At 34.1% G+C, this 23356-nt stretch carries 20 protein-coding genes and 1 pseudogene; 10 read left to right on the top strand and 11 right to left on the bottom strand.

From position 1 onward, the window contains the following. Positions 1–47: 47 nt before the first annotated feature. Entirely contained in the window at positions 48–839 is a 792-nt protein-coding gene (locus AOY20_RS00950) for a BUD32 family EKC/KEOPS complex subunit (protein ID WP_054580137.1), read from the bottom strand. 405 nt (positions 840–1244) lie between these two features. Here AOY20_RS00950 and AOY20_RS00945 point away from each other — a divergent pair, with 405 nt between their 5' ends. Then, entirely contained in the window at positions 1245–1928 is a 684-nt protein-coding gene (locus AOY20_RS00945; protein ID WP_054580136.1) for an HAD family hydrolase, read from the top strand. A gap of 470 nt (positions 1929–2398) precedes the next feature. Then, on the top strand, positions 2399–3130 hold the full coding sequence (locus tag AOY20_RS00940) for a carbonic anhydrase (RefSeq protein WP_054580135.1): 732 nt from the start codon (positions 2399–2401) through the stop codon (positions 3128–3130). 42 nt (positions 3131–3172) lie between these two features. Here AOY20_RS00940 and AOY20_RS00935 read toward each other — a convergent pair whose 3' ends face one another. The 4 genes from AOY20_RS00935 to AOY20_RS00920 all read right to left on the bottom strand — a co-directional run bounded on the left by AOY20_RS00935 (position 3173) and on the right by AOY20_RS00920 (position 6350). After that, complete coding sequence (locus AOY20_RS00935; RefSeq protein WP_171250427.1) at positions 3173–3901, bottom strand: amino acid ABC transporter ATP-binding protein; 729 nt, start codon at positions 3899–3901, stop codon at positions 3173–3175. A 14-nt stretch (positions 3902–3915) separates the two neighbouring features. Next, positions 3916–4599: an ABC transporter permease subunit gene (locus AOY20_RS00930; protein ID WP_054580133.1), complete on the bottom strand. Its 684-nt coding sequence runs from the start codon at positions 4597–4599 to the stop codon at positions 3916–3918. Next, positions 4599–5342 carry an amino acid ABC transporter permease gene (locus AOY20_RS00925; RefSeq protein WP_054580132.1) on the bottom strand — a complete coding sequence of 248 codons (744 nt, stop codon included), beginning with the start codon at positions 5340–5342 and terminating at the stop codon, positions 4599–4601. The genes AOY20_RS00930 and AOY20_RS00925 overlap by 1 nt, the downstream gene beginning before the upstream one ends. Before the next feature lie 63 nt (positions 5343–5405). Next, positions 5406–6350 carry a transporter substrate-binding domain-containing protein gene (locus tag AOY20_RS00920; RefSeq protein WP_054580131.1) on the bottom strand — a complete coding sequence of 315 codons (945 nt, stop codon included), beginning with the start codon at positions 6348–6350 and terminating at the stop codon, positions 5406–5408. A gap of 905 nt (positions 6351–7255) precedes the next feature. Between AOY20_RS00920 and AOY20_RS00915 the strand changes: the two genes are divergently transcribed. After that, complete coding sequence (locus AOY20_RS00915) at positions 7256–7972, top strand: hypothetical protein (protein ID WP_054580130.1); 717 nt, start codon at positions 7256–7258, stop codon at positions 7970–7972. Between the two features lie 55 nt (positions 7973–8027). Beyond that, positions 8028–8222 (top strand): hypothetical protein, encoded by a 195-nt coding sequence (locus tag AOY20_RS00910; protein WP_144424745.1) that lies wholly within the window; start codon positions 8028–8030, stop codon positions 8220–8222. A gap of 96 nt (positions 8223–8318) precedes the next feature. On the opposite strand, the gene AOY20_RS14710 is transcribed toward AOY20_RS00910, so the two are convergent. Then, positions 8319–8489, bottom strand: a complete 171-nt coding sequence (locus AOY20_RS14710) for a hypothetical protein (protein WP_158319983.1) — start codon at positions 8487–8489, stop codon at positions 8319–8321. A gap of 427 nt (positions 8490–8916) precedes the next feature. Here AOY20_RS14710 and AOY20_RS00905 point away from each other — a divergent pair, with 427 nt between their 5' ends. From AOY20_RS00905 to AOY20_RS00900, 3 genes and pseudogenes are all read left to right on the top strand, one after another. Further along, positions 8917–9954, top strand: coding sequence for a hypothetical protein (locus tag AOY20_RS00905; protein WP_054580128.1), 1038 nt, complete (start codon positions 8917–8919; stop codon positions 9952–9954). Positions 9955–10120: 166 nt separating this feature from the next. Then, positions 10121–10232: pseudogene (locus AOY20_RS14895) on the top strand (endonuclease domain-containing protein); the annotation flags it as partial. A 99-nt stretch (positions 10233–10331) separates the two neighbouring features. After that, complete coding sequence (locus tag AOY20_RS00900; protein ID WP_054580127.1) at positions 10332–12287, top strand: AAA family ATPase; 1956 nt, start codon at positions 10332–10334, stop codon at positions 12285–12287. Positions 12288–12333: 46 nt separating this feature from the next. On the opposite strand, the gene AOY20_RS00895 is transcribed toward AOY20_RS00900, so the two are convergent. Beyond that, positions 12334–15228, bottom strand: coding sequence for a valine--tRNA ligase (locus tag AOY20_RS00895; protein WP_054580126.1), 2895 nt, complete (start codon positions 15226–15228; stop codon positions 12334–12336). A gap of 183 nt (positions 15229–15411) precedes the next feature. On the opposite strand from AOY20_RS00895, the gene AOY20_RS00890 reads away from it, so the two are divergent. The 3 genes from AOY20_RS00890 to AOY20_RS00880 all read left to right on the top strand — a co-directional run bounded on the left by AOY20_RS00890 (position 15412) and on the right by AOY20_RS00880 (position 17775). Beyond that, entirely contained in the window at positions 15412–16065 is a 654-nt protein-coding gene (locus AOY20_RS00890; RefSeq protein ID WP_054580125.1) for a hypothetical protein, read from the top strand. A 98-nt stretch (positions 16066–16163) separates the two neighbouring features. Further along, positions 16164–16970, top strand: a complete 807-nt coding sequence (locus AOY20_RS00885; RefSeq protein ID WP_054580124.1) for an SDR family oxidoreductase — start codon at positions 16164–16166, stop codon at positions 16968–16970. 52 nt (positions 16971–17022) lie between these two features. Then, positions 17023–17775: a PA3715 family protein gene (locus AOY20_RS00880; RefSeq protein ID WP_054580123.1), complete on the top strand. Its 753-nt coding sequence runs from the start codon at positions 17023–17025 to the stop codon at positions 17773–17775. A gap of 12 nt (positions 17776–17787) precedes the next feature. Here AOY20_RS00880 and AOY20_RS00875 read toward each other — a convergent pair whose 3' ends face one another. The 4 genes from AOY20_RS00875 to AOY20_RS00860 form a co-directional block, all read right to left on the bottom strand. Continuing rightward, complete coding sequence (locus AOY20_RS00875) at positions 17788–18231, bottom strand: YbjQ family protein (RefSeq protein WP_054580122.1); 444 nt, start codon at positions 18229–18231, stop codon at positions 17788–17790. A gap of 5 nt (positions 18232–18236) precedes the next feature. Further along, positions 18237–18596, bottom strand: a complete 360-nt coding sequence (locus tag AOY20_RS00870) for a YbjQ family protein (protein WP_054582507.1) — start codon at positions 18594–18596, stop codon at positions 18237–18239. A gap of 121 nt (positions 18597–18717) precedes the next feature. Next, entirely contained in the window at positions 18718–20166 is a 1449-nt protein-coding gene (adeC, locus tag AOY20_RS00865; protein WP_054580121.1) for an AdeC/AdeK/OprM family multidrug efflux complex outer membrane factor, read from the bottom strand. Then, positions 20166–23345, bottom strand: coding sequence for an efflux RND transporter permease subunit (locus AOY20_RS00860; protein ID WP_054580120.1), 3180 nt, complete (start codon positions 23343–23345; stop codon positions 20166–20168). Before AOY20_RS00860 ends, adeC begins: the two co-directional genes overlap by 1 nt. Positions 23346–23356: the final 11 nt, after the last annotated feature.

Below are 23356 nucleotides of genomic sequence, written 5' to 3'. Positions count from 1 at the left end.
TATATAAAAGGGATAAGTTATTTACTTATCCTTTTTACCAGTCGAAATTACTTTTCTTGATCCAATAGGGCTAGTAATAAAATACATTTATTTAAACGACGCCCATCACTGCCTAATTTTTCAAGCTTAAATTTTAAAATCCATTTAATTTTACGACCAACCTTACAGAGGGTATGATAAATTTTTTGATCTTTTATTAAATTATCACGAAGCAGGTAGCGAACTTGATCTATTTCATCTTCATTAAAGCAACTTGCTGTAGAAAAAATAAAGCATAACCAATCCCTAGCATGACATTCATCGAGTGTTAGAACCTCGCCTGGATCTGTCTCAAAATCGATAAAGGAAAAATTACGATCTTGGTCAACAAGAATATTTCTTGAAAACGCTTCGCTTAAATAGCAGTTTGCATTGTGTATATTTTGAATTTTTTGAATTGCATCGGCATATAAAGATAAACGAGCTTCTGTGGAAGCTTCTTGTTTCAATGCTGCTTGTAATTGTAGAACAGGTTTATTTTCTTTAGCAGCATCTTTTAGTAATATGCCCTTTGAAGAATACGCCAAAATTTCAGGAACATGAATACCAGCTTGGCTTAATTGTTGTATTCGATTTACTTCACATTTAATAGAAGCTTCTCCACCACAATTAGGTACTGGTTTGAGAAAACCAAGACCAAAAATTTTTGAAAACCATGTCAAAGGTAAATAAATCAATGAAGAATGACGTGAAGATGCTTTTTTTAACCAAACTTTTATATTTTCAATTTTATAAGACTCAATAGAGTCTTGTTGTTTTTCAAGATGCTCTTGTAAAAAATTAAAATAAATTTGATTCATAAATGAAATGGTCGAAAAATATATGATTGCCATCATGTTAATACAATTTAATTAAATGTGTTAGCAAGTTTTTAAAGTTGTTGTTTTTTGATAACTATGTATACGGAAAAGAACTTTAAAGAAGTATTGATTTTAGAGAAATTGAATGAAATTTCTAGAAAGCTAGTGTTTTAATTAAGCTAATCACTTAAATAATCTATTAGAGTGTGATTGACTAATATCTTCTTTTTAGTGGAATAGGAGTTACTAAAAATAGAGAATTGTGTCCGAAAAATTATAATTAAGATTTTTATCTTGAAAGCAGTCGCCATTTTCAGTTTTGGGAATAATGATATTTAATATTGATCGAATAGAAAAGGTAGATTAGTGCTAAATTTATAAATGATTCTTTGTTGAGACAACGCAATGTCTATTCAAGCGGTTTTATTTGATTTAGATAATACATTAACACATAGGGATAAAAGTATTTATCGTTATGCACATGATCTAGCTCAGTCTTATCAAATGTCATTAGATGCAAATTTGCTTACACAGATCATTCAAATCATTCAGCGTATTGATCAAGGAGGATATCCTAAAAAGGAAATGCTCACGCATAAAAGTATAGGTACTTCTGTTGCATATGCACTTTTAAATGAGGTAGATTGGAAAATAAAACCGAGCTTAGAAGAGTTAAGCCAATTTTGGTTTGAGCGATTTGGTAAAAACTCAGTCGCGATGGATGGTGCTGAAAATTTACTAAGGACTTTAAAAAAATTAAATTTAAAATTAGCTATTATTTCTAATGGTGGGCATGCCACTCGATTAACTATTTTAAAAGGGCTCGGTTTTGAACATTATTTTGATATCATTATGAGCTCTGAAAAAATGGGGGTCAGTAAACCAAATGCTGAAATTTTTACGCATACGTGTCAATTATTAAATGTGAAACCAGAAAATTGTTTATTTGTGGGAGATCACCCAATTAATGATATTCGTGGAGCAAATTGTGCAGGGTTACATACTTTATTATTGACTGGATTTCATTTTTCTAATGATGATGTAGGATTCAAAATAAGTCATTTGAATGAAGTCTTGGATTTTATTTAAAAATCATACGGAATTTTTAATATAAAAGTGGTTTTTAAATAGAATAAAATTAAAGTTAAATTTGTATTATTGTAAAATGTCAGTCATTTTATATTACAAATAAATATATTAAAAAATATTAATTTATAAAATTTTATTAAAAAACAATCATATTTATATTTTTCCTAAATTAGAGCTTTAAATTTTAGTGGTTAAAGTTTGTGAAAAGTAAAATTGCAAAATATTTTAAATCAATAAGTTATTGTGATTGTCGTGGAGTGTATTTACAGATATACATTTTATGCTTTATATCCAAAGCATAAAATATTGAACCTTATTAATTTTTAAATATAATTTTTATATATAAGTTAAAATTTACTATTTTTCTTATTTTTTAGAATTTATTAAATAAAAATGTCATTTTAAGTTTTGAAATTTAAGCAATTTTTATTTAAATCTTACTGTTCTTTTATTTTAAGAGAATAAAATTAATGAAAAAATTTCAGATGACTATTTTGTCAGTATTATTATCTATGAATACATGGGCAGCAGAAGGACATGATTGGGGATATCAAAATGAAAATGCACCAGATCAATGGGCCACATTAAATCAGAATTATCATGCATGTTTAGGGCATAATCAATCACCGATTAATATTGAAAAAACAGTAAGTGGAAATTTAGAAAATATAAAATTTAATTATAAAAATTTAAGTATAAAAAATATTCAAAACTTACCACATACCATCCAAATTAATTTTAATTCAGGGGCTTCTATTGGTATAGATGATGAAGTATTTGAATTAAAGCAAATTCATTTCCATAGTCCAAGTGAAAATACGGTTGGTGGACAGCATTCACCATTAGAAGCTCATTTTGTCCATGCAAATACAAATAATGAGTTGGCTGTTTTGGCTGTTTTATATAATGAAGGAGCTTCAAATCGTGCGATTCAACAACTTATTAAAAATACACCACCGCAGGGGGGAACTAATGAGTTGAAAAAGTCTATAGAGTTGAGTGAACTTTTACCTAAAGAAAAAGCATATTATCGTTTTAATGGGTCACTAACGACACCACCTTGTACAGAGGGTGTCCGTTGGTTAGTTTTAAAAGAAAGTGTGATGTTATCAGGTTCAGAGCTACAGGCTATACAACAAAAAATGGTATTTCCCAATAACAGACCTGTACAAAAGAAAAATGCAAGAATTGTAGTCGAGTAATGAAAAAAGCAGACTTAAAAGTCTGCTTTTTTATATAAAGAATTAGTGTAAAATTTTATCTAGGAATTGTTGTGCACGATTACTTCGTTGAGTATTAAAGAATTCATCTTTACTACAATCTTCAACAATCTTACCTTGATCCATGAAAATAATGCGATTTGCAACTTGGCGTGCAAAGCCCATTTCATGGGTTACACACATCATAGTCATCCCTTCTTTAGCCAGACCAACCATGACATCTAATACTTCATTAATCATTTCAGGGTCAAGAGCAGAGGTTGGTTCATCGAATAGCATTGCAATAGGATCCATACTCAGTGCACGTGCAATAGCAACACGTTGCTGTTGTCCGCCAGAAAGTTGAGATGGAAATTTATTTGCATGCGCACTTAAACCTACACGCTCTAAATATGCTAAGCCTTTTTTCATTGCTTCTTCTTCAGAACGTCCAAGCACTTTAATCTGAGCAATAGTCAAGTTTTCTGTAATACTCAAATGAGGAAAGAGTTCAAAATGTTGAAACACCATGCCTACACGGCTACGTAATTTATTTAAATCAGTTTTAGGGTCTGTAATTGAAATTCCATCAACTAGAATATTTCCTTTTTGAAAAGGTTCTAGGCCATTAACAGTTTTAATTAAAGTAGACTTTCCTGAACCAGAAGGACCACACACAACGACAACTTCACCTTGACGGATTTGAGCGTTGCAATCAGTCAATACTTGGAAATCTTTGTTGTACCATTTATTGACGTTTTGGAGGTCGATCATTACTTTGTTGTCTGTCATACAGTTAACCTCCTTTGTAATTTTTTAACTATGTACGTTGCTAAAACACTGATAGTGAAATAGACCAAACCTGCGAATAATATATATTGTGTCAGCAATGACATTAAGTCACCACGAACGTAGTTTGTTCTGAAAAAGTCGAGTAACCCAATTGCATAAACCATTGTAGAATCTTGGAATAAAATAATGGTTTGTTGTAACAGCAACGGTGTCATTTTTCTAAATGCTTGAGGTAAAATAATTAGACGCATAGACTGACCATAAGTCATTCCTAAAGCGTATGCAGCAGCAGATTGCCCACGTGGGATTGATTGAATACCTGCACGGACAATTTCAGAAAAGTAAGCTGCTTCGAAAAGCATAAATGCTACAATACTCGAAACAAGTGCTGTATCTATGGTTAAGTATTTTCCAGTGATTGCTGTATAGAAAAATGGTACAGCAAAATAAAACCACATTAGGACCAAAAGTAAAGGAATGGAACGAAATAAATTAACGTAACCTTTGGCAACAATGTTGAATATACGTATGGAAGATAAACGCATTAATGCCAATATCGTTCCGATGAAAACACCGCCAATAGTTGAAATAATGAGTACTTTTAACGTAATGGTAAAACCATACCAAAGTGCCGGAGAAGAAGTTTGTAAGTCTGAGAAAAATGCAGTGAGCCATTCCATTATTTGTCTCCTGCAATGAGGCCTGGAATACGTAAACGCTTCTCAAGCAATAACATACTTTGAATTAGGCATACATTAATAACAATAAAAATCAAAGTGATAAAGGTATAGACTTCAATTGTACTTTGGGTGTATTCACTGATGGTTTTCATTTGCGTAATAATTTCAGCAACCCCAACAAGAGAAGCAACGGACGTATTTTTTACACAGTTGGTTAGCTCTGAACTGAGTGGTGGCAAAATAGTTCTAAATGATTGAGGGAGAACCACGTAACGATATAACTGAAATGTACTGAATCCCATGGCATAACCAGCATTGATTTGCCCTTGAGGTAATGCTTCAATCCCTGTTCTAACTTGCTCACATACACGTGCAGCTGTAAATAAACCTAAACCGACACTTGCAGAAATAAGTGCAGAAGTATTGGCACTTAAATCCATGATCCACCAAGTTTTAATTGGACCAGGTAAAAAATTTGGAACAACATAGAACCAAATAAACAGTTGGATAAGAAGGGGAATATTCCTAAAAATTGTCACATATGTTGTTGCAATTGCACGTGCAGTTTTATTGGGCAATGTTCGCATAATACCTAAAATACTTCCGAGTACCATTGCAATAGACCATGCGACAATAGCAATGACAAATAGCCAACCGATTCCTGTTAGAATCCAATCGAAGTATGTGGTAGTGCCAACACCTGTAGACTGAAATAAGACTCCCCAGTTCCAAGTATAATTCATAATAACTCCGAATGATTTCAGGCAAAAATCACTTTTGCCTGAAATAAATTTTATTGTTTTAAATTATTGATCACGGTCATGTGGTGAGCTAATTAAAGCTTTAACCTGATCTGACATTGCGAAGTCTAAGTTAATGTTTTTTGGTGGAATTTGAGATAAGAACCATTTTTTGTACATCTCATTAATTTCACCAGAATCATAGGTTGATTTAATTGCACCATCTACCACTTTTTTAAAGCCCGCATCTCCTTTACGAAGCATACAGCCATAGACTTCTTGAATTGGTGGAGTCCCTACGATTTCCCATTTGTTTGGATCTTTAGCTTTAGATTTTTCCCCTGCAAGTAAAATATCATCCATCATAAATGCTGCAGCTCGACCATTTTGTAACATTAAGAATGATTCAGCATGGTCTTTTGCTGAAATAATTTCCCCAATTCCTAACTCTTGTTGATGCTGACGAATATAACGCTCAGATGTAGTTCCAGCCGTAGTAACTAATTTCTTACCTTTTAAGTCTGAGAAATCTTTAATACCGGAATCTTTTGCAGTAAGAAGGCGAGAGCCTACTTCAAAGAAACCTAAAGAGAAGTCGACTTGTTGCTGACGTTCTTTATTATTAGTTGTAGAACCACATTCGAGGTCAACAGTTCCATTTGAAACGAGTGGAATACGATTTTGGCTTGTGACTAAGTTATAACGTACTTTCAGATCTGGCATGTTAAGTTCTTTCTTAACAGCCTCAACAACTTTCATTTGAAGGTCATGTGCATAACCAACGGGTTGGTTTGGATTATCTGCAATATATGAAAATGGAATTGAAGAGTCACGATGACCAAGAACAATTGTTCCTGACTGTTTAATTTTATCTAATGTTCCCGAAGTTATTGTTGCTTCGGAACCAGCTCCTTCGCTTGCAGGTGCTTTCTTATTGTCTGAACAGGCACTTAGACCAAGCATTAAAACACTTGCACAAAGAACCGATAGCTTACTGCATTGATATGTCATCTATAAAACTCCGTTTTAATATAATTTTTTCTTCAACTAACTATTTCGTTATTTAAAATGAATTCATCTGTATAAAAGATGTATTTTTATTTACGAAAGAGTTACATCACATTTATCTTATGCGACTTAACTATATTTCCTCAAGTAGAATAATTTTATAGAACTACTATGCTTAAAATGTGACTTGGTTTTTACTTTTATTTTAGAAAGTTGAGTATTTATAAGGGGTGCAGCTATTTTTTATTGTTGATATTTAGTAAAAAAAAACGGTTTTTAAATTGAGGTTAAGGAAAAATAGAAACATTTTGTAACTAATGTTTTTGTCTATAAAATAATAAAAAACTAGATGTAATTCTCATAAATTATGTGAAATATACTATAATTCAAATAAGGTTTAAATTGCATTAAATATTATATATTTGATGTAAGGTAGTGAAATAGTAATATTAAAATATATTTTAATATTAGGTATTTAATTATATTTTTGCTGATGTGAATAAGTCTTATGTACAGAAATTCTGATTATAAAATTTATGTGATTTATAATGTACACCTAGTATTTTTATAGTGAAAATGTGAATTTTATACATGTTTTTTAATAAATTAAATTATTAAGCCTTCTTTTGATAATAGTATGAAAGTTCTGGATAGTTGATAGGAATTAATATCTTAAAAAACTATGAGCACATAAGAATTTTAAAATTAATTAGAAAATGTAAAGTAAGGAGTATTTTATATATTATTTTTATTTGAAATATACATTTTTTTTGGTTTGAAATTGTAGTTAAAACAAGCTCAAGGCGTATATATTATATTAATGTGAATCTACGCTAGAAAAAATAAAAATTTCTTGTAGAATAATATTTAAGAAATATTTAACAATAAAAAGAATTTGGAGGAAATGAATGGATGCATTTCTGATCGGATTGACTTTAGCTTGTACAATATTGGTTATACTTGCTTATAGAGTATTTTATTTAAATTTTTTAAAAGACTCGTTTGTTTACAGACAAAGCCCAATTGAAAAATTAGATAATGATCTTTCAATTCATAAAAGTATAGAGGGCTATGGGCAAATTAAAATTGAAAATTCTGAGTTAAATATTGGGTTAGGGCGGAAAGGATATTTTCAGCTTGAACAGGAGTGCAACTTAGATGATGCAAATATTATTTTCCCACCCATTTATAACCGATATACTGACTACGATTTTAATTTCGTATCCAAAGGCTATGCCAATAAAAACTCATCAGATTTAGTGTCTGTTTCAATTAATACATTATTTCGTCAATTACAATTTAAACATGTTAATGAGCTATCTATACGAATTAAAGAGAGAGACATTGTTTCAATTTATATGGTTTTTCAATTGGCTGATGCTCAGTTGAATATCGATGATGTATTTGTATTGTATCAAAAGTATATTCAAAGTTTATTAGATAAAGGATGTCAGCATTTTTTTGAGCTTTATGAAGCAAGGTATGATAAGACAGAATGCATTTCAGTCTTTTTTGAGCAACCTTATTTGTGTATCGCACCTGAAGTTTTGAATGTGGAAGCTTTTAAAAGTGCGTTACAAACCCCAGATTTTTTTTTGCATAGAAACAAAGTTTTATTTAGATGAAATGGTTTTTAGAATCGATTTTTATAAGGATTATTCCGTTAAATTAGATGCTTATATGGGTGCAGATTTAGAGTCTGATTTAACGTGTATTCCAGAGCAGGAATATGAATTTTTAAGATTAAGTATGCAAGAGCGATTATTAAAAATAGATCAATATAAAGAAGAACAAAGCTTAATAAGGTTTGAAAATGAAGAAAAGGCTAGATTGAAAGGATATAGGATAAATGAAACTTATATAGATCCATTCTAAACCTTTATTCGGTGATTGAAAGTAATTTCAGAGTAAATTGATTTATACATTAAGTGAAATTTAGAATAAAAAATATATTTTATTCTAATTGATATGTTAATAGGTTTTTTGGATTATTTTAAAATTTTCAAAATCTGATTTTTTGAAATATCTATTGAAGTTTATTTCATACGTTTCATCGATATAAAGTTTGACTAAGTCTTTATCTGAGTAATAAGCATCAATAATGATTTCTTCATCTTCAATAAAGGCTTCAAATTCAAACATTAATGTGTTTTTTCTACAATTGTACCATTTAGTTTGAATTTATTTTCTGCGATAAGTTGATTTATATAAGTTGATTCTAGCTCTATGCTATAGCCATTATATTGTAATAACATCGTGATTAATCCTTTTTTATTTTGGTCGTTAATTTTTACATTGTTTGAGATTTTTAAAATTTTGATTTAGTTTTTTTTGTAGATAAAATGTTGGATTAAAATCCTATTTTTGTCAAGTAGATATATTTTTTGTTATTAAAATAATTTATTAAACTTAAACTCATTATTGTTATATGTGAATTATATAATATTTATATAGTGATGAATTTATAGTTATTATTATAGCTCTACTTTATAGAGCTTAAATGATTAAACGTAGGTATTTTCTAGAGAGATAGGCATAATAGTGTCACGTTGTTTTTATTGAAATGTATATGTCTTTGGAACTCCAACTTACTGGTCAAACTGTTCTTGAAGTTTCACCACAACATAAAAAGCTGAATCGTTTAATTGATGAAATTGAACAGCAAAAACTGTTGCTGGCTGCATGGCAACAAGCACAAGATGAAATTCGTACCTATAGTCAAAAGGCACTGATGCCTGCATATCGAGATTTATATAGAACTTTGTTTGAGCAAATGCAAACATTGTGGAATAGCTTGAATCTATACCGTTTCAACAAAACTGATACAGCAACAGTTGAAGATAAGGTTCAAGCTCTAGCTCGTCTATTGCAAGGCTCTCGAATGTTGAATCAACAGCAGGTGTATGAGGTTGAGAAGATGTATGCTTATTATCAGCAGGCAAACGAGTACGATAAGAAAAAAACCAAGAAGAGAAGTTCAGAGTCTTTTAACGAACCTGAAAATAAAGACTTAAAAGTTGAAGAAGAAAGTTTGGATGAAGGTTGGAACAGTGACAAATACCTACAAGCACGTGAACAAGCCAAGTTAAAACGTCAGGAGGATAAACAAGCACAAGCTGAAAAGTTAGTGAATCAATCACTGAAAACGGTATATTTAAAAATTGCTTCAATCATTCACCCTGACCGTGAGCCTGATGAGTTTAAAAAAGCGGAAAAGACTGAACTGTTACAACGTGCTAATGAAGCCCATGAACAGGAAGATTTGTTCTTTTTACTAAAATTGCAACTTGAAGTCGAGCAAAGTAAAAATGGTTCAAATAAAGGTTTAAGCACAGAGCAAGTGAAGTTTTACCAACAGGCGTTGGAAGCGCAAAGCCAAGCGTTAAAGATGCAGATTCAGGAGTTAATTGATTCGCTTATTTGGTCGAATAAAGCCAAAATTGCAGTAAGTAAGTCAAAAGGGCAACTGAATATTACAGACTTATATAAGCAGATTGATGCGGATGTGTCGGCGGTGAAGCAACAGCTTAAAGCAGAAAAACAGAGACTCATGTATATGGGGAAAGAGAGTGGGTTGGAGATGTTGTTGGAGCATCAGGTGCTTTAAGCTTTTCTCCCTCTCCCTTTGGGATGAGGAACATGGTTCCGCAAGGGGATGAGGGTATTTTGTAGATTTAATTCTCTAGCTTCACCTCTCCCTAGCCCTCTCCTGAGAGGAGAGGGAACTTCATTGCGTCGCATATAATGACAATAAATTTGAGAGGGAAATAAAAATGAAAATAGATCCCCAACTATTAGAATTCGCCAAATCCATGCGCCACAGATGCAGAAAATTTGATGTGGCAACTCTTACGTGCCAAACAACTTATGAATCTAAAATTTCGTTTTCTGTAATAAGACTTATTAGACCAATAATAAATAGGATTCAATTTTAAATCATGGTAAATTCGTGAAATATAGAATAATTTTGTGCTTTGGGGTTGTATGTTAGTTGGTGTTTTTCTTCGTCACTTTAAAATATATAAAGGTGCTCGATATATTCCTTTCGGTATTAATGACGTTGAAAATTTTAATCTTTTTATTGGACAAAATGGAGCAGGGAAGAGTTCTATTTTAGAGTCTTTAGATTCTTTTTTTAACAATAGAGAGTTTATATATAATACTCATCAAAATAAAAATGATGCATTTGTTGCTCCAGTTTTTTTAATAGAAAAAAGTGAATTAAAAAAATTTGATAAAGATGTTCAGCAAATTATTCCAATTATTAATGAATTTTTTATGGAGTTAGATGGAAATTCAGGTAATTATAAAATTTACAATAATTTTTTTGAGCATAGAGATTGTTTAAAAAAATATAACGAAACTCATTACTTGATTTTAAGCTCTCATTCACCTAGTGGAGAGTTTCTTGAGAATGCTTTTATTACGTTTAATAAATCAGTTATTAAGCAGATCAAAGAGAAAGTCCCAGAATTATCAGATGGAAAAAAATTGCGTAGGGTTTTAGAAAAATTAAAGTCAGATCTTATTAGTAAATATTCATATCAATATATTCCTGTAGAAACATCACTCAATGATTTTCTAAGATTAGAGTCCAAAGGAATGCAGGACTTGATGAGTGAAAATATTAAAGAAAGAATAGAAAAAGTGCTCACCCAAAAAGCACCAGTACAAGAAGGAAGATCTCAAAAAAGCTTATTGGATATAGTCAATTCAGATTTAGAAGATTTCGTTGGTAAAGTAGCTCATACAGTCCAATTAATTGATGATAAGTATGACTTTGAAAAAGAGTATAAAGCTAAAACCAAGCTTACAGCTAACCATCTTACAGATATTATTGTTGATTCATTTTTCTCCAAACGTAAATTAAAACGAGATGGTAAACCTATCGAAAATATGTCGGCAGGTGAGAGAAAAAAAGCACTAATAGATATAGCTTATGCATTTTTAACACAAGAAAGAAAACTTAGCCAAAATATTATTTTAGCGATTGATGAACCTGAATCATCATTACATGTTTCTATGTGCTATGACCAATTTAAAAGATTGCAAATATTGGCAACAAAATTTAATGTACAGTTATTTGTTACAACTCATTGGTATGGTGCTTTACCGATAATTGATGAAGGTGTTTTACATCATATTCAATCAGATTCAGAAGTAGCTGAAATTAAGCCATTTTCATTTTCTAATTATTTTGCTAAACAGCGACAGCATCCTGATGATATTCAATTCAAAAGTTATTTTGACTTAGTATCATCTATAATTAGTTCTTTACGTCTCCAAGATGTAAATTGGCTTGTCGTTGAAAGCGAAGATGATAAGAAATATATATGTAAGCATCTAAGTGAAGAATTAATCCAAAAAACTAAATTTTTACCTGTAGGTAGCTGTGCAATAGTAGCGGTATTATATAATTATTTACATACTCCTATTGCACAAGGTCATGATAATAAAACCTTTAAAGGGAAGATTTTTTGTTTAATTGATACTGACATACAGGGTGTAAGACTTTCGGAAAAATCAGATGTTGGTAACATCATGAGAATTAGAAGATTACAATCTAATAGTCAAAAAATTGAACTTCATACTATTGAAAGTACAGTTCACTATCCAACAGAGATTGAAGAAGCTCTAGTGCCAAAGGCTTTTTATAATGCTTTAAGTAGCTGTATTGAGCAATCAAATGAACAGAATATTAAAGACATATTTTCTAAATTTAAATTTGATGAAAGTGCTCTAAATAGTTACATCAAGGGTGATGATTCAATAATATATTTAGATACCGAACAAAAAATTGAAGGCAATCCAAAGCACTTAAAAGACGAGATTCATAAATTTATTGATTGTAATAAAGCTAAACTCTGTGATTTATATTGTGGACAAGAAATTTCAGAAAAACCTGAGTGGATCATCCAAATTGAAAAATATTTAGTATAAAAAATCCCCTCACTAAGAGGGGATTTTTTTGAATCAAACTACAGCATTAAAGCGCTGCAATTTGCTCCATATTCGCTTTAATCTTCGCTAATTGGTCAGCAAATTCAGCAAGTTTTACTTTCTCGCCTTCAACCACAGCCGCAGGTGCTTTTGCTACAAAACCTTCGTTAGAAAGTTTAGTTGCAATTTGGTCGTGCTGTTTTTGAACCTTGTCTAAGTCTTTTTGTAGACGCCCCAATTCCGCTTTAGGGTCAATTAAACCCTTCATTGGAACAAATACAGACACATGACCCACTACAGAAGATGAAGACAATGGCGGTTGTTCAGCATCTGCAAGGAAAGTAATGCTTTCAACTTTCGCCAATGCTTTAAACAACGGTTCAATACGTGCGATTTGTGCTTTTTCAGCATCAGTCGTGTTTTGAAGCAGAACAGGTAATAAGCGAGCATTACCTAGACCCATTTCACCACGAATGTTACGTACCGCACCAATCAAACCTTGAAGCCATTGCATATCTGCTTCAGCTTGGTCATTCATTAACGCTTCGTCAGTTGTTGGGTACTGAGCAAGCATAATAGTTTCGCCACCCAAACCAATCATTGGCGCAAGTGTTTGCCAAATTTCTTCAGTTAAGTAAGGCATTAACGGATGCGCAAGACGTAAAGAAGATTCCATTACAGAAAGAAGTACACGACGAACTTCAGCTTTACGCTCTTCAGATACGTTTTCATCGTTTAATACAGGCTTAGTTAATTCAACGTACCAATCGCAGTATTCATTCCAAATGAATTCGTAAATTGCTTGAGCAGCTAAGTCTAAACGGTATGTTGCAAATGCAGTTTGCACCGCAGCAGTCGCTTTTTGTAAACGGCTTACAATCCACTGTTCAGGCAATTCCCAAAGATCAGGACGTGCAGTTTGACCAACAGTTTGACCTTCAACATTCATAAGAACGAAACGAGTACCGTTCCAGATTTTGTTAGCAAAGTTACGGTAACCTTCAACACGTTTCATGTCGAACTTAATGTCACGACCTGTGTTCGCAAGCGCACAGAATGTGAAACGAACTGCATCTGTACCGTAAGATTGAATACCTTCTGGGAATTCTTTACGGGTTGATTTTTCAATCTTCGCAGCTTGTTTCGGGTTCATCAAACCTGTTGTACGTTTTTGTACTAAAGTTTCAAGATCAACACCGTCAATCAAATCTAGAGGATCAAGTACGTTCCCCTTAGATTTAGACATTTTCTGACCTTCGCCATCACGTACCAAACCGTGTACATACACAGTTTTAAACGGAACTTGTGGCGTACCATCTTCATTTTTCATGAAGTGCATCGTAAGCATAATCATACGAGCAACCCAGAAGAAGATGATGTCAAAACCAGTAACCAATACATCAGTCGGGTGGAAAGTATTTAAGAAATAGTTTTCTTTATCTTTCGCTTCGTCGCCAGTCCAACCTAATGTTGAGAATGTCCAAAGACCTGATGAGAACCATGTATCCAATACGTCTTCGTCTTGGTTCAATTCAACTTCAGGGGCAATACCGTTTTTCGCACGAACTTCAGCTTCGTCACGACCAACAAATACATTGCCTTCAGCATCGTACCAAGCAGGAATACGGTGACCCCACCACAATTGACGAGAGATACACCAGTCTTGAATGTTGTTCATCCAAGCCATGTACATGTTGCTGTACTGCTCAGGTACAAATTTGATGTCACCATCTTTCACTGCTTTAATTGCAGGTTCTGCAAGTGGAGCGATCTTCACATACCATTGGTCAGTCAATAACGGCTCAACAATTACACCTGAACGGTCACCGCGAGGTGGTTTCAATGTATATGGTTGAATTTGGTCTAACCAGCCTTCGCTTTCAGCTTGTTCTACTAACTTCTTACGCGCTTCAAAACGTTCTAAACCAATATAGTCCGTAGGTGCAGGAATCGTTTTAGAAATTTGCTCGCCCGCTTTAGCGATATATTCAAACTCAGCAAGAACTTCAGCATTTTTGTTGAAGATGTTGATGATTGGCAATTCGCAACGTTTACCTACTTCATAGTCATTGAAGTCGTGTGCAGGGGTGATTTTTACACAGCCTGTACCGAATTCTTTGTCTACATATTCATCTTTAACGATTGGAACCGCACGACCTGTAATTGGTAGGATAATGTTTTTACCTACTAAGTCTGCATAACGCTCATCATCAAGTGCAACAGCAACGGCTGTATCACCTAATAATGTTTCAGGACGAGTTGTTGCAACTACGATGTGATCTTTACCATCGTGAGTACGAAGAGACTTATCTTCAAAGAAATATTTGAAGTGCCATAAAGAACCTTGTTCTTCTTTATCTGACTCAACTTCTAAGTCAGAAAGGGCAGTTTGTAATTTAGGATCCCAGTTTACAAGGCGTTTACCACGGTAAATTAAGCCTTCTTCATGAAGTTTTACGAATACTTCTTTAACTGCATTCGATAAACCATCATCCATAGTGAAGCGTTCACGAGACCAGTCTACAGAAGAACCTAAGCGACGAATTTGACGTGTAATGTTACCGCCAGATTGTTCTTTCCATTCCCAAACTTTTTCAATGAATTTTTCACGGCCTAAGTCATGGCGACTAATGTTTTGAGCACCTAATTGGCGTTCAACAACCATTTGAGTCGCAATACCTGCGTGGTCAGTACCTGGTTGCCATAATGTGTTTTTGCCAGACATACGGTTATAGCGTGTCAAAGCATCCATGATGGCATTGTTGAAACCATGACCCATGTGCAAGCTACCAGTGACGTTTGGTGGCGGAATCATGATACAGAATGAGTCGCCTTGACCCGATGGCTTAAAGTAGCCATTTTCTTCCCAAGTCTTGTACCATTTTTTTTCGATCTCGGTAGGATCATAAGTCGTAGCAATATTTTGCGCAGAATCAGTCATAGTCAGAACGGATTAAAAGTGAATGAATAATTAGAACTATTGTAGCAAAAAAAATGACATCTTAGTGATGTGTACGCTATGTTAAACAGATAGATAAAAAATGATGTGATAGTGAGTTAAGATCATTTTCATGAAAACAATGATTTGAGTTGAAAATTTAAGATAAAAATTGGAGTGAATTTTATGGGTTATCGAATTTGTATACAGTTAAATTTGCCTACATTTCAAAAGTTTCAGTGCATTCATCATGAAATGAATCAAGACGGTTCGAGTAATTTAGCCAAGCCCTTAGGTGATGTTCTTACCGAAATTTCATGTGAAGTGATTGACCGTGTTTTTAGTATTATTACGGCACAAAATTTTAAAGGTGTAGGTGAAACAGAACATACGCTGCAACAAATTACCGATAATTTAAAAAAATATATGCCATGGGCAATTTCTTTATTTAGTAATGAACGTTTAAAGCCCATGGTGAATTATATTTATGAGCAAATGGAAGAACGAGATGGTGAATGGTTCTTAACTTATACTGTTGATGATATTTTAGCGAATGAAGCTTTAAATTGTGTTGAACAATTAAATTTGGGTAGTTCTACTTTTATTCGCCCAACATTTGATTTATTTATTAAAATTATTGATCAAGGCGTAAGTCAGTTAATTCGTACACCGAAAGATATGCTGAAGTTTAATCTTGTGGTCGACAAAACCTTAAATGGAGTGATTAATGTCACCACACAATTAGGATATAAACGCATTCAAAAAATTGTGCCTCATTTTGATTTAGAAACATCGCAAGTTTATTTTCGTTATTTTATGGGCTTTTTAGAAAAGAATTAGCAATATGCGATCTTTCATCTTTTTTGCCAAAGATCATTTCAGATGATGTATGAAAGAATAAGCGAAATTTGAATTTAAATTCAGGAAGAAGTTTAAAGATGAGTAAATTAAAAAACTTAGAAAATAAAGTGGTTTGGATTACTGGCGCATCTTCAGGTTTAGGAAAAGCTTTGGCAGAAAAGTGTGCTGCATTAGGTGCAGAAGTAATTTTAACAGCACGCCGTGTAGATGAATTGGAAAGTGTTCGTTTAGCCTTACTCCATTCTGAAAAACATTTATCTGTTGCTGCCGATATTACGGATGAAGAACAGGTACTTCAGGCATATAAAAAAGTTTTGAATGCAAAAGGAAGAATTGATTGGCTGATTAATAATGCTGGTTTAAGCCAAAGAGCTTTAATTGCAGATACAACTATGCAAACTGAACGTGCCATTATGGAAGTGGATTATTTTTCTCAAGTCTTTTTAACAAAAACTGTTTTACCTACATTTTTAGCGCAGAAATCGGGTCGAATTGTTTTTGTTTCAAGTGTGGCTGGTTTATTGGGTACGCAGTATCGTGCGACATATTCAGCTGCTAAAGGCGCAGTTCATATGTGGGCAAATAGTTTACGTGCTGAAGTTGCCAATGAGGGGGTTGATGTTTCTGTAATTTTTCCAGGTTTTGTTAAAACCAATGTGTCATTTAATGCTTTAAATGGTGCAGGACAGCCACAAGGACATCAGGATGAAGCTATTGAAAATGGTTTAGAACCTGAAGACTTTGCAGATATTTCGATTAAAGCTTTACTGAATGGGCAAGAATATATTGTAATTGGTGGACGTAAAGAAGTTTTAGGAACTTGGGTTTCAAGGATTTCACCAAGTACCTTATATAAAATGATTAGAAAAACGAAAGTGAAGTGATATTTTTTAATGAGGAAGACTTCTAAAGCATGATTAGAAGTCGATTTTGATCATGATAAAAATTAATTTTTTAGCAATATTTTTACAATTATTTATCTCATCTTTTGTTTATGCATTTAATTGTGAAAATGAACAAAATATTGACCATGTGCTTAACCAAGTTGATTTAGAGTTTAATCCAAGTCATTTAATAAGTTGTAAGGCTAATCCTCAAAATGAAAATCAGTTATTAATGGTGTATGCGGTTCAGCAATATGATGAGGAAAAAGAAATAGGAGATTATCAACTTTATATTTTAGGTGTGAATCATAAAAATAGAAAAGTTGATTACTTTTATGCCATTGAAGATAAATTACTTTCAGATGCAGTTGAACTTTTGAGTATTACTTGGGATTTTGCTCCTTATTTTGTGAAGCCTAGTTATCGTATTGTTGGATTGAGATTAAACTATTCTCTAAGATCTCAAGTTCACCCATATCATGCGACTATCTTAAATTTATATGATTTAGACAATAAAAAACATATTCTAGATAGTCTGATTGTGAATGAATACATTGTGGATACTGATACGCGTTGTAATGCAGATATTGAAGAACGAAACTCAGTCTTAGTGATGCGACCAACAAAAACACATGGATATTTCGATATTCAAGTTCGTAGTCGGCTAGAGCATTATGAAATGACAGGGGATGAGGAAAATTGTTTTGAAATAAATAGAAAGACTTCAAAGCAAAATTTCTTACTCAGATTTAATGGAGTAAGATATGTTATTCCAAAGTCTTATGAAAAAGATTATCAATATTAGATGTATTTCATTTTATTGGGATTTATTAGAAATAGCCGTTCCATAAGCAAAGACTTCAATCATGCCACCATCCATGCCCATTTCTGTAGTGCTTAGACGTAATCCCATAATATGATGAGCTCCTATTTTCTCAGCTTCTTGTTTGAGTCGAACAACTGCCTCACGTCTTGCACGATCAAGTACAGTTTCATAAGTGCTTAGACGACCACCAAAGAAATTATGAATAAGAGAAATAATATATTTAAAATAGTCATGTGAGAGTACAACATTACTACTCACAAGTTGTCCAAAGTGATTTGATGTATTGAATTTATTGGTATCTATAGTGATATAAGCTAATTTTTCTTCTTGTACTTCTAGTTCATGTAAGTGTTTATGCTCAATGTGACGACCAAAAATCCATCCTATAAAAAATAGAAAAGCGGTCAATGCAATTTTAAACAGTAAGCCATCCATGTTTCTTAGCCTTGTACTGGAAATGGATCTGGAAGTTTTGTCATCGTATTTGGCTCAATAATGACTGCTGTACCATAAACAAAAAGTTCTGAAGCACCTTGGGCAATATTTGAGGTAGAGAAACGAATACCAACAATCGCATTTGCACCTAATGATTGTGCTTTTTCAATCATACGATTCATTGCTTCTTGGCGAGATTCTTCTAAAAGTTCGGTATAGGCTTTTAATTCACCACCTACAATGTTTTTCAATCCTGCAAGCAAATCGCGACCAACGTGTTTACTTCTTACAGTACTTCCATAAACCACATCTAGTTGACGTAGAATTCGATGTCCAGGAATAGTTTCTAAATTACTTAATTGCATAGTCATAAATGAAACTTTAAAAGATTGAAGATCAAAATATCTCAAAGCGAATCATTACTCAATAAAAAAGCCCACCGAAGTGAGCTCTTTTATTCAATATAAAAAATCATGATTAGATTTTTTATTTGTTACCATATTTTAGATCAGAAGTAGAAGGCTCGGCTGTAAGTTGCTCTGAAGATATTGCTTTTACACCACCACCAAGAGATTTATACAATTCAACTTGGTTATTGAGGTTTGCTTGTTCTAAAGCAAGTAAACCTTGTTCAGCGGAATAAGAACTTCGTTGAGCATCGAGTACATTTAAATAGCCATCAATACCCGCTTTGAAACGTGCATCAGATAAACGATATGTTGCTTTAGAAGCTTCGACTAATCGTTTTTGAGCCGATAAGCGATCAGCAATATGTGTGCGAACAGCAAGAGCATCGTTCACTTCACTAAATGCAGATTGAATTGCTTTTTCATAGTTAGAAAGTGCAATTTCTTGATCAATTTTTGCAATTTTAATGTTTGACTTACGTGTGCCCCAGTCAAAAATTGGAAGATTAAGACTTGGACCAACAGACCATACAAAACTTCCTGATTTAAATAAATCACTTAAATCTGTAGATGAATAGCCAGCATTACCTGTTAAGGTAATCGTTGGGAATAAAGCAGCTTTTGCAGCACCAATATTGGCACCAGCAGCAGATAGTTGATATTCCGCACTACGTAAATCAGGGCGATTATTCAGTAAGTCACTTGGTAAGCCTGTACCAATTGCCTCAATGTTTGTCACTTTTTCTAAATGCGCAGGTGGTAATAAGTCTTGAGGAACTTGTTGACCAACCAATAAGTTTAGAGCATTGAGTGCTTGAGAAACTTGAGTTTTATAACTTCCAACATCACTACGGGCAGTTTCAACAGAAATTTGTGCTTGTCGAACGGATAGTTCATTATCAATACCGACATCAAAGCGCTTTTTGTTGAGCTCATAAGCCTTTTGTTGGCTTGTGAGAGTCTGCTCAGCCAATTGCAAGTTTGCATTCGCAAAAGCATAAGATAACCATGCTTGCGTGACTTGACTGATTAAGGCAATTTTAGTCGATTCACGAGCGCTAGCAGTTGCTAAATATGTATCTAACGCACTGTCTTTTAAACTACGTACACGACCCCAAAAATCTAATTCATATGATGTTACACCTAAACCAACACTATAAGTTGTGTAAGGAGAAGGTGCTGTAATCGTATCTTGACGTAAAACACCACCGCTTGCACCAATTGTTGGTAGTTGGTTGTCTTTAGAAATTTGGTATTGTTGTTGTGTACGCTGAATATTTAATGTTGCTGTACGTAAATCGCGGTTATTTTCCAATGCTAGGTCAATCACTTTAACTAAACGAGCGTCAGCAAAGAAATCTTTATAGCCTTGTTCTGCAATAGAAGTACCAGAAGCATTGGTATATGTGCTAGGTATATTAGATTGTACTACGGGTTCTGGACCACGCATGCTTTGACAAGCTGTCAAAGCAAGCGCAAGTGCAGATACCGCAATGCTACGACCTGAAATAGACCATATGTTTTGCATCACGATGATTGCTCCTGATTATTTATTTGTTTTGGTTTATATTTGAATATGCTTCGAATCCAAACAAAGAATACTGGAATAAAGAAAATACCCAGTAAAGTTGAAGAGAGAACCCCACCAAGCACACCATAACCAACAGAGTTTTGACTACCTGCACCAGCACCTGTAGATAGAGCAAGTGGAAGTACACCAAAACCAAATGCGAGTGTTGTCATAATAATTGGACGTAAACGCATTTTTGCAGCGTGCATGGTTGCTTCGAAAAGTTCTTCACCTTTTTCTTGCAGTTCTTTTGCAAACTCTACAATTAAAATAGCATTCTTCGCAGATAAACCAATCACGGTAATAATTGCGACTTGGAAGTAAATGTTATCTGATAAGTTTGGATCACTTTTCAGAATCATTGCTGCGAATGTTAATGCAACTGCACCAATTACACCTAATGGCACAACTAAAATTACAGAGAATGGAATAGACCAACTTTCATATAAAGCTGCTAAGCAAAGGAAGACGATTAATAATGAAAGTGCATATACCATCGGTGCTTGAGATGATGAATCTTGTGCATCGAGAGAAATACCTGTCCATTGGAAGTCAAAACCTTTGAGCCCTTGTTCAGGTAGTTTTTTAACGATTTCTTGCATTGCAAGCATTGCATCGCCCGAACTAGTGCCTGGTGCAGGAGAACCTTGAATATTAATCGCTGGAACACCGTTATAGCGTTGTAACAATGGTGAACCATATGTCCATTCGCCTGTAGCAAATGTCGAGAACGGTACCATAGTGTTCTGATTATTTCGGACATACCACTTATCAAGATCTTCAGGCAACATACGTGCATTATCTTCGGCTTGAACATAGACTTTTTTCACACGTCCACGATCAATGAAGTCATTCACATATGAACCACCCCAAGCAATACTCATGGTGTTGTTAATATCTGCAATATTAATCCCCATTGCACCCGCAACAGCTTGATCAACATTGATCTGATATTGTGCATTATCACGCTGACCATTTTGACGAACTTGCATTAAGCGCGGATCTTGAGCAGCCATGGCTACCACTGCATCACGTGCTTCATTCAGTTTTGCATGACCATTACCACCAACATCACGTAGTTCGAGGTTAAAACCATCGCTCACGCCTAATTCAGGCATTGCTGGTAATTGTAGCGGAAGAATGTACGTTGCTTCTTTAAACAAGACATTCATGATCATACTACGTTGAATAATTGCCCCGATTTGTGTTTCAGGTGTCGTACGATATTTCCAGTCTTTAAGTTTAACGAAAGCTAAGCCGACGTTTTGTCCAACACCAGCAAAAGAGAAGCCAGCAACACTAAATACAGAGTCAACAGCATCCTTTTCTTTTTCGCGATAGAAGGCACTCATTTGATCAACGACTTTTTCAGTACGTTGCAATGATGCATTATCTGGTAATTGAACCAATGTAATGATGACACCTTGGTCTTCATTTGGTAAATATGCCGATGGCAGTTTATTTAATAAAACAACAATTGCACTAATTACGACCACATATAGCACACCAGAAAATACTTTATGGTGTGTCATACGGTTTACACCGTTTTGATATTTATGACTGATTTTTTCAAATGTGTGGTTAAACCATCTGAAGAAACGTGCATGTAATCGTTGGCTTGGAACGGCATTTGGATCATGTGCTTTGAGTAAAGTAGCACACAAAGCAGGAGTAAATGTTAAGGCAACTAATAGTGATAACACCATTGCTGTTACAAGTGTGATGGAGAACTGACGATAAATAATACCAGTTGTTCCATCAAAGAATGCCATTGGAACGAATACAGCAGATAACACACTTGTAATCCCGACAAGTGCACCTGAAATTTGTTTCATAGAAACTTCAGTTGCATGAACTGGATCTAAATGTTCTTCTTGAATGACACGTTCGACGTTTTCTACTACAACAATTGCATCATCGACCAAGAGACCAATGGCCAATACCATTGCAAACATGGTTAATGTGTTAATCGAGAAGCCAAAAACATTAATAACAGCAAACGTACCCAATACCACAACAGGTACGGCTAGGGTTGGAATAATTGTTGCACGCCAGTTTTGAAGGAATAAGAACATTACCAAGAATACGAGCGCAATTGCTTCAAATAATGTTTCTACTACATTCTCAATAGAGATTTGAATAAATGGCGTTGTATCAAAGGCGATGGTATCTTTCAATCCTTCAGGATAGTTGTTACGCATCTCTTTAAGTTGTGCTTCAACTGCTTTTGCTGTATCTAATGCATTAGCACCTGTTGAGAGTTTAATCGCAACACCACCAGCAGGTTTACCATTAAATTTCGAATCAAACTGGTAGTTTTCTGCACCAAGTTCAACACGTGCAACATCGCCTAAACGTACTTGTGCACCATTCGAAGTATTCTTTAAGAAAATTTCACGGAATTGTTCCGGTGTTTGCAATAAGCTTTGTGCATTGACTGTCGCATTAAGAACTTGACCTTCAACAGATGGAGCGCCACCAATTTGACCAACAGCAACTTGAGCATTTTGTGCTTGAACTGCATTTGAAATGTCTGTTGGTGTTAGTTGAAAGCTTGCTAATTTAGCAGGATCAAGCCAAATACGGATAGCATAGTAACTACCGAATACCTGCACTTCACCCACACCTGGTACACGGCTAAGTGGTTCAGAAATAAAAGAGTTTACATAATCTTTAATATCTTCGCCTGTTAGCTTGTTATCATCAGAGTAGAAGGCAAGTACTTGTAAGAAGCTTGCACCTGATTTGGTAACTTTTACACCTTGGCGTTGTACCGCTTGTGGAAGTAATGCTGTCGCAGATTGTAATTTATTTTGAACTTGTACTTGTGCGATATCAGGATCAATACCTTGTTCAAATGTTACGGCTATCGATGCTTGACCATTACCATAGCTGTTAGATGAAATATAGCGTAAACCATCTAGACCATTCATTTGTTGTTCAATGATCTGGGTTACAGTATCTTCAACTGTCTTTGCTGATGCGCCAGGATATGTTGCTGAAATGGTAACTGTTGGTGGAGCAACAGTTGGATATTGTGCAATTGGCATGTTGGCGATGGAAAGAATCCCTGCCAACATAATGACCAATGCAATTACCCATGCGAAGATGGGGCGATGAATAAAAAATTGAGCCATTCAGTCTACTC

Source organism: Acinetobacter equi, assembly GCF_001307195.1.
Classification (GTDB): Bacteria; Pseudomonadota; Gammaproteobacteria; order Pseudomonadales; family Moraxellaceae; genus Acinetobacter; species Acinetobacter equi.
The sequence above is the reverse complement of the archived record's forward strand: the minus strand, read 5'-3'. Positions and strand labels throughout refer to the sequence as shown.